Below are 13,676 nucleotides of genomic sequence, written 5' to 3' on the forward strand. Positions count from 1 at the left end.
TATCGAGACAGCATTGAAAACCTTGCAATGGTATCCGATGCGGCCGGACTTTGCCGATCGGGATTCGCCGGCCGCCTCCCGCGCCCGGCCGGAAGCGCCTATCCAGCCGTGCCGGCGCCCCGCACCCGCGCGGCGAACCGCTCGCGTCCGCGCATCAGGTCCCGAGTGCCTGCCGCAGTCCGCTGGCCCGCTGCGTGCGCCCGGCGATGGCCTGGTCGAACACGGCGGCGTTCGGCGAAACCAGCGTGAAGAATTCGCGGGCACGCGTGATCCCCGTATAGACCAGTTCGCGCGCCAGCACGGCGTTCGCCTGCGGCGGCAGCACCATCGCCGTATGGAGGAATTCCGAGCCCTGCGACTTGTGGACCGTCATCGCGAACGCCGTCTCCACGTTGCGCAGGCGCGTGGCCAGCACGCTGCGCACCGCTTCGCCGTCCGAGAACCAGACCCGCAGCGAATCGGGGCGCAGCGGATCGGGCAGGGTCAGGCCGATGTCGCCGTTATAGACACCCGTGGCGTAGTCGTTGCGCGTCACCATCACGGGGCGGCCCACGTACCATTCGCCGCGCCGGCGGATCAGCTTTGCCGCTTCCAGCTTGGTTTCGATCGCCTCGTTCAGCCCCGCGACGCCCCACTCGCCCTCGCGCACGGCGAACAGCAGCCGGAATTGCTCGAAGCGCTTGAGCACGTCGCGCACCCAGCCGTCGTAGTCGCCGCCCGGCCCTTCTTGCACGCGCTCGAGGTAATCGCGGTAGCCGGCACCGGCGCCGGGCCGACCGGCCACTGCGAGCGCCAGCACGTCGCCGGGCCGCGCCCCTCGATCCAGCGCAGCCGCCCATCGCTTTCCGCCCTGAGCACCTCGCGGGCGGCCTCGGCGTCGCCCTGGTTGACGGCGCTCGCCAGCTTGCCGATCGGGCCGCCGAAGCGCCGGCTCTGGCGCAGCATCACGATGCGCTGGGCCAGCGGCCCGCCATCGCGCTCGCGGAACGCCGGAGGGATCGTCTCGCCGGCGGCGGCCAGCACATAGTCGCAGGTCGCCGCATCGTAGTTGCCGCTTTCGGCCTGCGCGCACAGGTCGCCCAGCACAGCCCCCGCTTCCACCGACGCCAGCTGGTCCTTGTCGCCCAGCAGGACCAGGCGCGCATGCGACGGCAGTGCCGCCAGCAGGGCCGCCATCATCTCCAGGTGCACCATCGACGCTTCGTCGACGATCAGAACATCCACCTCCAGCGGATTGCCGGCGTGGTGGGCGAAGCTGCGCGTGTCCGGCCGCGCCCCCAGCAGGCTGTGCAGGGTGCGCGCGCCGCCCATGCGCGCCGCCAGGTCGCGCAGGGCCAGGTCGCTGCCCAGCTTGCCGGCCAGTTCATCGAGCGCCATGTCGATCGACTGTTTCAGGCGGGCCGCCGCCTTGCCGGTCGGCGCGGCCAGGGCGATCCGCAATGCCGGCGCGGCCTCGCCGGCGGTGGCGAACAGCAGCGCCAGCAGCCGCGCCACCGTGTACGTCTTGCCGGTGCCCGGGCCACCGGTGATGACGGCCAGCTGCCCGCGCAGCGCGGCGGCGCAGGCGATCTTCTGCCAGTCCGGGCCGCCCTCGCGCGCCGCGTGGGGGAACAGCCTGTCGAGCCACGCACGTATGACCCCGGTATTGACCCCGGCATCGGGGCCGGCGGGCGCCAGCGCGCGCGAACGCACCGAGGCCGCCACCGTCGACTCGTCGCGCCAGTAGCGGCGCAGGTACAGCCGTTCGCCGTCGAGCACCAGCGGCTGGTTGAAGTCCAGGTCGCCCACCGGCCAGACCTGTTCGCAGCCCTGCAGCGCGTTGCGCCAGCCGTTGACGTTCCTCGGCAGCGAGCCGCCGCCCTGGGCGGCCGCCGCGCGCAATGCCGCCCACTCGCCGTCCAGCCAGCCCACCTGCGGCGACGGGTCGCCGGCCAGGTCGGCCAGCACCAGGCAGCTGTGGCCGCGGCCCTCCAGCTCGGACAGCAGCAGGCAGGCCAGCAGCAGCGGCGGCGGGGTATGGCCCAGCGTGGCCACGAAGCGGGAAAACGCCCCGGCCAGCCGGCGCAGCTTGCCGTTTTCGGTCAGCGTGTCGATGGCCTCGAACAGCGCGGCGTGCGTACTAAGTTGAACATTCATCGGATCAGTCATCGGTGTTTCCTTCGCGCCGCAGCAGCTCGTCCAGTTCGGCCAGCAGTTCCGGATCGGGTTCCAGCACATGGCAGCCGCGCGTGGCCCCGTTGCCGATGCCGCGCAGGAAGAAGAACACGGCGCCACCCAGCTGTTCGGCCGGATCGTAGGCATCGCCCAGCCGGCTCGCCAGCAGGCGGTGCAGCGCCAGCAGGTAGATCGCACCCTGCACGTCGTAGCGGTGTTCGGCCATGCCCTGCGCCAGCGCCCTGGCGTGGTACGCTGCGTCGTTGCCGCCCAGTGCATTCGACTTGTAGTCCAGCACCCAGTAGCGCCCCGCATGCTCGAACACCAGGTCCGAGAAGCCTTTCAGCATGCCGTGCAGCGCGCGCTGCGGCAGTGCCGGGCGGGCGATGCCGTCGAGGAGATGGCGCCGGCACAGCGCATCGAGCGCGCCGGTGGCCAGGTGCTCGCTGGGGAACCAGAATTCCATCTCGGGCATCAGCGTGCCGATGTCGCGCAGCGCGGCGCCCAGCGGCGGCAGTTCGGTCGTCACGCCCGCGCGCAGCCAGGCCAGCGCATCGTCCAGCCGGTGGCCCCAGCCGGCGCGCTCGATGCGGCGCGCCATGCGCACTTCGCAGGCGGCATCGGTCACGCAATCGAAGCCTTCCTGCGCCAGCCATTCCAGCTGTTCGTGCAGGAAGTTGCCGGGCACGGAGCCGCGCGGGAAACGGTGCCACGGGGCGTCGTCGATCCGGCCGGCGGCGACATCGGCGCCCTCGCCCTCCAGCAGCGTTTCCTCCAGCGCGCGGCGCGGCGCGGCCTGGGTGCCCCGCGCCAGCGAGGTGAAGCTGCCGACCGACCAGTCGCGCTCGAAGCGGGCATCGTAGGGCCGCGGGTCGAGCAGCGGCTCGCGCCGTTCTTCCCGGTCGAGCAGCGTGGGCCGCTCGGGGTGGCACAGCGAGGCGATGCCGATCGCGCCGCAGTCGCCGGCCAGCTCACGCCAGCGTTCCTGCAGGCTTTCCGCCGGCAGCGGTGCGCCGCCGGTCAGCAGGTAGCCCAGCGCCGACTCGTGCAGCACGTTGCTGCCTTCCTTGCGGGCCGGCAGCGCCGCCACGCCCAGCCACAGGAAATGCCGGGCGCGGGTCAGCGCCACGTAGAGCAGCCGCAAGTCTTCCTCGATGCGGGCCGCCTCCACGGCCGCCTGCGCCTCCTCGGACAGCGACATGTCGATGCGGCGCGTGCCCTGCGCATCGGTGTACTCGAAGAAGCTGCGGTTGCGCTTGTCGACCTTGCGCGCCGTGACGGCGAACGGCAGGTACACCAGCGGATACTCCAGGCCCTTGGACTTGTGCACCGTGACGACCTTCACCAGCTCGGCATCCGATTCCAGCCGCAGTACCTGTTCGTCGCCCGTGGCGCCCTCGCCTTCGACCTGTTCGGCCATCCAGCGGATCAGCGCCTGCTCGCCATCGAGCTGGCGGCTGGCCCCCTGCAGCAGCTCGGCCAGGTGCAGCAGGTTGGTCAGGCTGCGTTCGCCGCCCACGTTGCCGGGCGCCAGCAGCGCGGCCGGCAAGCCCAGCTCGTGGATGAAGCGCCGCAGCATCGCCAGCACTCCCTGGCGCTGCCACACCGTGTGCAGGTTCTTCAGCTGCTCCACGCGGGCTTCCCACGCCAGTTCGTCCGACGACATGCGCGCCAGCTCGGCCAGCGGGATATTGGCGGTGCGGGTGGCGAAGGCGGCCCTGGCCAGCGCGCCATCGAGCGGGTTGGCCAGCGCGGCGAGCCAGCGCAGCACGTCCTTCGCCTCGTCGCTCTCCAGCACGGAATCCTTGTCGGACAGGTAGACGCTGGGCACGCGCCGCTGCTGCAGCGCGCGCCGGATGGCGCTGGCTTCCTTCCGGTCGCGCACGAGGATCGCGATATCGGCCGGCTGCAGCCGCTCGAAGCCCCGCGGCCCCTCGAAACCGGTGCGCGGATCGTTCAGCAGCCGCACGATGTGCTCGGCGCAATGGTGCGCGAAGAATTCGCGGTAGCCGTCCGCCTTCAGGTCGGGCACGTCGCTGCACGACACGGTAAGGGCCTGCAACTGCCCGTCCACGCCCACCAGCCGTTCGCCGCGCCCCTTGGCATCGACCGCGTCGAACGGCAGCGGATTGACGGTGCCGCGCCGGAAGCGGAAGGCGCCCTGCGCGAAGCCGCCACCGCCGGCCGCGCCTTCGGCGTGCAGGAAAATGCGGTTCACCGCTTCCACCACTTCGCGCGTGGACCGGTAGTTCGTGCCGAGCTGGTAGTGCCGCCCTTCGGTGGCGCGCCGCGCCGCCAGGTAGCTGTGGATGTCGGCGCCGCGGAAGCCGTAGATCGACTGCTTCGGATCGCCGATCAGGAACAGGCCCGATGCCGGATCGTTGTCGGCCACGCGGTACAGCAGGTCGAAGATACGGTATTGCAAGGGCGCGGTATCCTGGAATTCATCGACCAGCGCCACCGGGTATTGCTCGGTGATGCGCTGGCGCAGTGCCGCGCCGTTGTCGCCCTCCAGCGCCTTCTGCAGCCGCACCAGCATGTCGGCGAAGCCGAACTGCCGGTCGCGCGCTTTCAGTTCGGCCATGCGCGCGGCGATGATGCCGGCGGCATGGCGGTACAGGCGGTGCGCCAGCGGTTCGAGGGCGGACAGCGCTTCCCGTAAACTCTCCAGCGCGGCGAAGTCGTCCGGGATATCGCTGCCGCTGTAGGCCTCGGCGATCCCGGCCGGCACCAGCCGGTTCCAGCCGCCCTTCAGGTCCAGGCCGACCATGGCCGGATCGGCGGCCCATGCGCGCAGCGTCGCGAACCAGCCATCCAGCCAGCGCGCCTGGATCAGCTTGCCGTTCAGCTGCTTGGCCGCCTTGGCCCGCTCCAGCCACAGCGCCATGCGCTCGACCCGTTCCAGCCAGCCTTCCTTCAGCGCAGCCAGGTGCTGCGCGCGCTCGCGCAGCGAGCGGCCGATCAGCGCGCCCAGCGGCTCGTCCACGCGCCAGCCGTCGTCGGCGCGCTTGACCAGTTCGCGCAAGCCGCGCTTGAGCCGTTCCACGTCCGGCCAGCATTCCAGCAGCGCGCCCAGGGCCGGCTCGCGCAGCGGATACACCTGCTGGCGCCAGTAATCGTGGGCGGCATCCTCGAACAGCGCCGCTTCGTCGCTGATCAGTTCCTCGTCGAACAGGCTGCCGCTGTCGAACGCGTGCTCGCGCAGCATGCGCTGGCACCACGCATCGATCGTGAAGATCGCCGCCTCGTCCATCGTTTCAGCGGCCAGCATCAGCCGGTGCGCGGCCTGCTGGCGCCCGGTCTCGTCGGGGTAGGCTTCCAGCAGGCCGGCCAGGAACGGATCGCAATCCTCGACCTGGCCGCGGAAACAGCCGGCCGCCTCGACCAGCCGTTCGCGGATGCGGTTCGACAGCTCGCGCGTGGCCGCGCGGGTAAACGTCATCACGAGGATGTCGGCCGGCAGCAGCGGGCGCCCGAACGCGTCGCCGTCGCCGTGGCCCAGTACCAGGCGCAGGTACAGCGCGGCGATGGTCCATGTCTTGCCGGTACCGGCACTGGCCTCGATCAGCCGGGTGCCGTGCAGCGGGAAGGTCATCGGATCGAGCAGGCGGCTCATGGCTGGCCTCCTTCGATCGGCTGCACCTCGACGGTGGCCAGCCAGTCGACCAGCGGTCCATACAGGGCGCGCGCGGTCGCGGCGAATCCCGGTTCGGCCGCCAGGTCGCCGTACTCCGGCCACAGCCGGTACAGGCACATGTCGTCCTTCTCGCCGCGGCGGTCGAAGCCATGCTCGTAGGTCTCGCGCGGGTCGCCGCCGGACAGCAGCGCCAGCGCCGTCTTGCTGGCCACCGGCAGCGGCCCGTCCATGCCGCGCCGCCACAGGGCGACCAGGCCGGCCAGCGCGGCGCGCGCCGCTTCGCCGTCGAGCGGCGGCATCGACAGCACCGCGTCGCGCGCCACCAGCAGGCCCGTCACGGGCACGCCCTGCGCCGCGGCGGCCAGCTGGCGCAGCCAGGCGGCGGCCAGCTTGTCGCCCCGCGGCTGGCCGGACTTGTCCAGCGCCTTCGACGACATCTGCGCCAGCCATACCTTGGCGTTGCCGTCGGCGCGCAGGCCGTCGATCCAGTCTTCCAGCACCACGCCGTCCAGTTCCAGGCCGACCGGCAGCTTGGGCGCCGCCTCCGGGAACGCGCCGCGCAGTTGCAGCCACGCGCGCCGCACCGGCAGCAGCGCTTCGATCAGGTTGTCGCGCACGCGGTCGCCGATCACGCCGATAGGCAGCACGCCTTCGCGCTGCAGCCGGGCCGCCCGTTCCACCAGGCTGGCGCGCACGTCCTCCTCGTCCACGGCGCCATCGTCTTCCAGCATCTCGTCTTCCAGGAAGTAGCGGTCCAGCGCATCGAGCACGAACGGTTCCTCGTCTTCGCCGACCAGCGCCGAGTCGGCGAACCGCACGCCGAAGCGCTGGGCGAAGAAGTATTTCACGGGCTGGCGCAGGAAGGCCACCAGGCCGGCCAGCTTCAGGCGGAAGCGCTCGTCGAGTTCATACGGCGGCAGCGCGGGAGATTGCCCATCCTGTAATTCGGCGTCCGGCGACAGTGCCGGCGCCTCGCCCGGCGCGTGGGCCGAGCGCCATTCGGCCGCGTAGGTGAGCAGGCCGCCCCGCTCGAAATAGCGGCGCGAGAATGGCTGCAGCGCGTGCTCGGTGGTGCGTTCGTGCAGGTCGAGATGCCAGCCGGCCTTCAGGTAGTCGAGCAGCTGCGCCACCAGCACCGACGGCGGCTGCTCGCTGTTGTCGCGGGCGTTGCGGCCGCACCAGCTCACGTACAGCACGTCGCGCGCAGCCAGCACCGCTTCCAGCATCAGGTAGCGGTCGTCGTCGCGGCGCGAACGGTCGCCGGGGCGCGCCATGCCGGGCAGCGCCAGCAGGTCGAAGTCGGCGCGGCTGGCGCGGCGCGGGAAGTCGCCATCGTTCATGCCCAGCAGGCAGACCACCCGGAACGGCACGGCGCGCATCGGCATCAGCGTGCAGAACGTCACCCCGCCGGACACGAACTGGTGTTCCAGCGACGGTTCGTCCAGCGCGCCCAGCCACGCTTCGCGCAGCACCGACAGCGGCACCGGCTCGTCGAACCCGGCGCCGTCGCACGTCTCCAGCCACGCGTTGAGCGTCGCGCCCAGCTCGTTCATGGTGAGCTTGTCGGCTTCGTCGCGGGCATCGAAGAAGGTGGCCAGCAGCGCGCGCGCCTGTTCGCCCCATTCGGCCGGCGTGCGGGACCGGGCCAGCCGGTCGCGCCAGTCCAGCAGGGCTTCGACCAGCTGGGCCAGCGAGCCGGCCAGCGCGGCATCCAGGCCGCCCACCTCACCGTATGGTTCGATGTCGCCGAAGGCGCCGCCCGTGCCGCTGGCATAGCCGAGCAGCATGCGGCGGATGCCGAAGATCCACGCGTTCTGTTCGCCGGTGGGCTCCAGGCCCAGGCCGGCGCGGTGGGCGCGGTCCAGGCCCCAGCGCACGCCCGCCCCTTCGATCCAGCGGCCGAGGATCGGCAGGTCGTCGTCGGCCAGGCCGAAGCGGGCCGCCAGCGCCGGCACGTCCAGCAGGTCGCGCACCTCGCTTTGCCGGCAGCGCTGCTGCGGCAGGCGCAGCAGCCATTCCAGCGCCACCAGCAGCGGGTTCACGCTGCGGTCGTTGACGTCGCCGATCTCGAACGGGATGTGGCGCGCATCTCCGCGCCTGCCCCCCTTGCTGCCGCCCTTGTACTGGCCGAACACGGCGTGGATGGCCGCCGTGAACACGCCGATGTCCGGGACCATGACGACGATATCGCGCGGGCGCAGCGTGGGGTCGGCGGCGAAACGGGCCAGCAGCTGGTCGTGCAGCACTTCGACCTCGCGCTGCACGCTGTGGGCGATATGGAACACGATCGAGCGGTCCTCCCCGTCCGGCACGGGGAAATGGTGTTCGGACAGCGGCAGCATGTCGCGCACGGCGCCCTGCAATTGCTGCAGCAGCGTGTCGCCGTCGCCATCGCTGAACAGGTCCACGCGCAGGTGCCCGGCCTCGTCGCCGGACGCTTCGTCGAACTCGTCCAGCATGCGGATATAGTCGCGCCCCTGCCGGCCCCAGCTCGCCAGCAACGGGTGGCTGTGCGCGTGCAGCGCCTCGATCGGCACGCTGGCCAGGTCGATGCCGTTGCGCTGCGGCTGGCGGCGCCGCGCGGCGCGCAGCAGGTCGCGGCCATCGATGATGTCGCCCCAGTAGAAGCGGCACGGGTTGGGCACGGCCACGATCACCTGGGTGAACCGGGCCAGCGCCGCCAGCGCCTGCAGGGTCTGGTACGGCAGCGCGGAAACGCCGAACAGGACGACGCGGCGCGGCAGCGCGGCCGCCGGCATGGCGCCCAACGCCACGGCGCGGAGGAATTCCGTGTGCACGCCGGCGCGGCCCAGCGTGCGCTCTTCCTCCGGCACGCTGGCGATGATGGCGCGCCACAGCGCGGCCTGCCAGCGCTGGCCTTCCGGCAGCGGGTAATGCACGCCGCGCGGGCAGCACATCCGGTCGCGCCCGGCCGCCCAGTCTTCCAGCCAGTCGGCGCGGTAGACCTGGTACTGGTCGAACAGGTCGGACAGCCGCTCGGCCAGCTGCAGCCGGCGTTCCTGGCAGCCCCCCTTGAGGAAATGGCGCAGCGGCTCGAAGGCATCCTCGCGGAGCAGCGCCGGCAGCAGGCGCATCAGCCGCCAGGTGAGCGGGCCCTTGTCGAAGGCGGACGTGCGCGGCACGCGGTCGCGGCCCAGCATGGCGCGGTAGGCTTCCCACAGGAACCGGGCCGGCAGCGCCACGCGGGTGGCGGCGCACACGCCCGCCTGTTCCGCCAGGGCGATCTTGAGCCATTCGGCCACGCCGTTCGACTGCACCAGCAGCACGTCCGATTCCAGCGGCGCCAGGGGGTTGGCCTGCAGCCATTGGAACACGGCGGCACGCAGCTGTTCGAGCTGGTTGCCGTGCAGAATCAGTAAGCCGGGTGCGATGCCTGTTGCCATGGGGTGTACTTGGTGGTGAAACGCGGGACAGGTGGCTATTATCGCCGATCCCTGCAGGCCGGTGCCTTGCAGCAATGGAGATTGCCGGCTCAGGGACGGACTCAGCGAGGGACTGAGCGACGGACTAATCGACGGACTTAAGCGGCAAACCCAGCGACTGGCTCAGCCGGGCTGGCTGCCCAGTTCGCGCAGCAGCGGTTCCAGGTCCACGTCGATATAGCGCTCCAGCCGGTCCAGCATGGGGCCCATGTGGGCGACGATACGCTCGGCGGCGGCCACGTCGTCCTGCGGCTTGAGCCGTTCCAGCGCCACGCACAGTTCGGCAAAGGCCAGCGCCCCGACCGCGCGCGCCGACGACTTGATCCGGTGCCCCAGCTCGCGCAGTCGCTTCATGTCCCGCGCGGCCAGCGCCGCCTCAATCTCGGCCATGCCGTCGCGCCCGGATGCCAGGAGCATCAGCGCATAGCGGCGCATCTTGTCGGGCCGGTTGCCGAAGGTCTGGCCCAGCACGTCCGGGTCGAACAGCGGCGGCTCGGCCGGCGCGAACGGGGCCATCACATCCGTGGCGCGCCGCGCCGGGATGCCGGCCGCAGCAGCCGGCCCTGCCCCCTGTCCTGCACCCTGTCCTGTCCCCTGTCCTGCCCCCTGTCCTGCACCCTGTCCTGCACCTTCGTGCTTTGCCGCCCCATCCGTCGCCTCGCCGGCTGGCCCCGGACTGGCGCCACCCTGGCTTGCCGTTCCCTTCTTCACCGCCGGGTTTGCCGCGACCGTGCCTGGCTGCGCAGTGCGGCCGTCCACCACGCGCTGGCTCAGCCACTTCGACAACGTGGCCAGCAGCTGGTTCGGCACCACCGGCTTGGTCAGGAAATCGTCCATTCCCGCTTCCTGGCAGCGCAGCTGGTCTTCGCGCCCGGCATTGGCCGTCATGGCGATCACCGTCAGGCCGGACAGCGCCGCGTGGCCGCGGATCCGGCGCGTGGCTTCGAAGCCATCCATCACCGGCATCTGCACGTCCATCAGCACGCAGTCGAACTGGCCCTTCTGCAGCAGGTCGATGGCTTCCTGCCCGTTATTGGCGATCACCACGGTGGCGCCGGCTTCCTCGATCAATTCCTGGCCGACCTGCTGGCTGAACACATTGTCTTCGACCAGCAGGATGGCGGCCCCGCGCAGCGGCGCCAGCAGCTCTTCCTCCAATACCGTGTCGCTGGCCGCCGGCGGCAGCGCCACGCCCTTCTCCAGCTGCGCCGTGAACCAGAACGTGCTGCCCCGCCCCGGCGTGCTTTCCACGCCCACGGTACCGCCCATCAGCTCGGCCAGCTGCTTGCTGATCACCAGGCCCAGGCCGGTGCCGCCATACTTGCGCGTGGTGGACGTGTCGGCCTGGTGGAACGACTGGAACAGGCCGGCCACCTGGGCCGGCGTCATGCCGATGCCCTGGTCCTGCACCTCGAAGCGCACGGTCAGCCGGTTGTCGCGCTCCTCGATCACGCGGGCGCGCACGAACACCGTGCCGCGCTCGGAGAACTTGATCGCATTGCTGGTGAAATTGAGCAGCACCTGTTCAAGCCGCAGGGGATCGCCGCGCAACTGCGCCGGCACGTTGGGCCAGGCCTCGAACACCAGCTCCAGGCCGCGCCGCGACGCCCCGTCGGCCAGCTGGGTAGCCACGTTGTTGAACAGCGCATCGAGCGGGAAATCGAGCATCTCCAGGTCGAGCTTGCCGGCCTCGATCTTGGAAAAGTCGAGGATGTTGTTGATGATGCCCAGCAGGTGCTGGCCCGAGTGGTAGATCTTCTGCAGGTAGTCGCGCTGCCGCGGATCGGCCACCGATTTCAGCGCCAGGTGCGCCATGCCGATCACGCTGTTCATCGGCGTGCGGATTTCATGGCTCATGTTGGACAGGAAATCGCTCTTGGCCCGGCTGGCGGCCTGCGCCGCTTCCTTCAGTTCGTGCAGCTCGGTCACGTCGGTGGACAGCGCGATCACGGCCGGCCCGCGCTCCAGCGCCACGGCCGCCTTCACCGTCCACAGGTGGCGCGTATTGCCCTGCGCATCGACGAAGGTTCCCTCGCTGGTGCGCTTGATGCCATCCGCCAGCACCTCCCGGTCTTCCAGCCAGTCGCGGGTGGCGGCGCGCTTGGGCAGCAGTTCGCTGTCCATCCGGCCGACGATCTGCTCGGCCGGGCGGCCCATCACCTGCGCCATGCGCGCGTTGACATAGATGAAGCGGCGCTCGCCATCCTTCATGTACACGTGCGCGTCGACGTTGTCCAGCACGCTGTCGAGCAGGCGCCGCTGTTCCTGCGCGTTGCGGCGCTGCGATGTCAGCATGAACACATAGCTGTACAGCAGCATCGTGCCGGCGAAGCCGGTCGCCAGCGCGATCCACGGCAACTGGCGGTCGAAGCGGCTGATCATGTCCGCCTTGGGCGTGTAGAAGCGCGCCTTCCACAGCGCGCCGTTGAAGTCGATCGGCAGCACGGCCACGAAGTAGTCGTCGACGATGTCCGGCAGCGTGGCCGGCGCATCCAGCGAGCCGGTATCGTTGTAGAGCAGGCGGTCGTCGCTTTCGATCTGCAGGCGGCGCTGTTCCACCGGGGTGGCGCCGTCGGAATACAGGATCAGGCGTACCTTGCGGTCGGCCGTCTCGTCGATCGCGCCCTGCACCAGCGCCGACACGGAAAAGCCGATGCCCACCGAGCCCAGGTAGGCGGCGCGGCGGCCAGGCACGTCGCCGATCGGCATGCCGCGCCGGTACACCGGCAGGCGCATGCCCAGGCCGATGTGCGGTACCGGGCCCTGCACCTTCACGGGCTGGCCGGAGGCGCTGATCTGGCCGGTATCGCGCGACAGGTCCATGGCCCGCGCGATGGCCGGATTGGCGGTGATGTCGACGCCCATCTTTTCCCGCAGCGGCGGTTCCAGCCAGACCAGCGGCGCATAGCGCTCGCGCTGCCCCGGCGGGCGGATCTCGAACCCCGGGTAGCCGGCCGGGTCCACGCTGCGGTCGGCGCGCACGGCGGCCACGAACGCGGCGCGCTCCTCGGCCCGCACGTCGGGCGCGAAATTGATCGTTTCGATGGCCGGGAAATGGCGCGACACGTCGAGGCTGGCCACGTATTGCCGGAATTGCAGGCGCGACAGGCTGTCGGACGTCTGGAACAGCGCCACCAGCCCGCGCAGCACGTCCGAATACGCCTTGACGCTGGCGCCGATGCTGTACTGGGTGGCGCGCGCCGCGTTATCGAAGCGCACGCGCGCATCGTCTTCCACCGACTTGACCGTTGCCGCATACAGCGTGAGCCCCACCACGGTGGCCAGCAACCATCCGACGCCCCACTGCAGGAGGCGGGGCGCCACGGTTGCCTTCCTGAATTCACCGGTTTTGCGCATTGAATATCATCGAGTACTTCTTGCAATACAGCAGCATACATTGAAAGGCCGTTGCGGTCATCGCGGCGCTGGCCGGGCTGAATCCGCATTGCCCATGGTAGCGGCCATGGTAACGGCATGGGCGGGCCGGAGGCCGTCCCGCTGCCCGCGGAGGCCGGCGGGCCATGCGGCAAACGGCACTGGCGGCGTGGTTCCCGAACGTTGCTGGACAAAATCGCAAGACGGGAGAAGGCGTGGCGGCCGCGCCACATCGGGCCCCGCACCTGCCGGTAGTGGCCGGCAGCCACGTGCCGGCACGCGGCGCTGCTACAATTGCCGATTCGCCATCTCTCCCTTTCATCCTCTTGCCCGCCCCGCCTCCTTCGCCTCAGCTGGTTTGCCCGCCCGACCTGGCCGATGGCGGCGTTGCCCTCGGCCGCGTGCAAGCCCTGATGGTGCGGCCGGGGTTGCGCGATGCGCCGTGCGCCGTGTCGTCGGTGGACGCCATCGCCGGGCTGGGCCTGGCCGGCGATGCGCACGCCGACCTGCTGTCGCCGCGCCAGGTGCTGCTTGCCGGCGCTCCGGCGTATGCCCGGCATGGCATGCCGGCGCACACGCTGCGTGAAAACCTGCTGCTCGATATCGATACCGCGGCGCTGCTTTCCGGCTCGCTGCTGCGCGTGGGCCCGCAGGCGGTGCTGCGGCTGACGTTTGCCTGCGAAGCATGCGGTTACCTGGACAAACGCCATCCCGGCGTGGGGGCGGCGATTGGCCGCGCCCGCGGCATGCTGGCCAGCGTGGCGCGCGGCGGCACGATCGGCGCCGGCGATCCCGTGGTCCTGCTGCCGGCGCGGTTTCTTGCCTGGGACGACGACTGGCGCGCCCGCGTCGCGGCGGTACTTGCCCGGGTGCCGCAAGGCATGGTGGTTGAATACCGGCAGCTGGCGCGCCTGGCCGGCGTGCAGCCGGTGTATTGCCGCGCCTTTCCCCGGCTGGTGCGCAAGCTGGGCCTCGGCCACGTGGCGGTGCCGATGGCCGGCCAGCCGGAGAAGCCGTGCTGGCACGGCAACGGCTTGTTCGACGCGCCCGCGCCGTGACGGCACGCT

At 70.7% G+C, this 13,676-nt stretch carries 6 protein-coding genes; 1 reads left to right on the plus strand and 5 read right to left on the minus strand.

The genetic code is table 11. The annotated features are described in order from the left end of the window. Positions 1 to 154: 154 nt before the first annotated feature. The 5 genes from OU994_RS21485 to OU994_RS21505 form a co-directional block, all read right to left on the minus strand. Positions 155 to 733, minus strand: a complete 579-nt coding sequence (locus tag OU994_RS21485; protein WP_281607577.1) for an ATP-binding domain-containing protein — start codon at positions 731 to 733, stop codon at positions 155 to 157. After that, a complete protein-coding gene (locus OU994_RS21490) occupies positions 616 to 2,148 on the minus strand; it encodes an AAA family ATPase (protein WP_281607578.1) in 1,533 nt (510 codons plus the stop codon). Before OU994_RS21490 ends, OU994_RS21485 begins: the two co-directional genes overlap by 118 nt. Beyond that, a complete protein-coding gene (recB, locus tag OU994_RS21495; RefSeq protein WP_281607579.1) occupies positions 2,141 to 5,770 on the minus strand; it encodes an exodeoxyribonuclease V subunit beta in 3,630 nt (1,209 codons plus the stop codon). Before recB ends, OU994_RS21490 begins: the two co-directional genes overlap by 8 nt. After that, positions 5,767 to 9,195 (minus strand): exodeoxyribonuclease V subunit gamma, encoded by a 3,429-nt coding sequence (gene recC / locus OU994_RS21500; protein WP_281607580.1) that lies wholly within the window; start codon positions 9,193 to 9,195, stop codon positions 5,767 to 5,769. Before recC ends, recB begins: the two co-directional genes overlap by 4 nt. 162 nt (positions 9,196 to 9,357) lie before the next feature. Beyond that, positions 9,358 to 12,558: a CHASE domain-containing protein gene (locus OU994_RS21505; RefSeq protein WP_281607581.1), complete on the minus strand. Its 3,201-nt coding sequence runs from the start codon at positions 12,556 to 12,558 to the stop codon at positions 9,358 to 9,360. A gap of 197 nt (positions 12,559 to 12,755) precedes the next feature. On the opposite strand from OU994_RS21505, the gene OU994_RS21510 reads away from it, so the two are divergent. Further along, positions 12,756 to 13,667, plus strand: a complete 912-nt coding sequence (locus OU994_RS21510) for an MOSC domain-containing protein (RefSeq protein ID WP_281607582.1) — start codon at positions 12,756 to 12,758, stop codon at positions 13,665 to 13,667. Positions 13,668 to 13,676: the final 9 nt, after the last annotated feature.

It is taken from the genome of Pseudoduganella sp. SL102, from assembly GCF_027856995.1.
GTDB lineage: Bacteria > Pseudomonadota > Gammaproteobacteria > Burkholderiales > Burkholderiaceae_D > Rugamonas > Rugamonas albidiflava.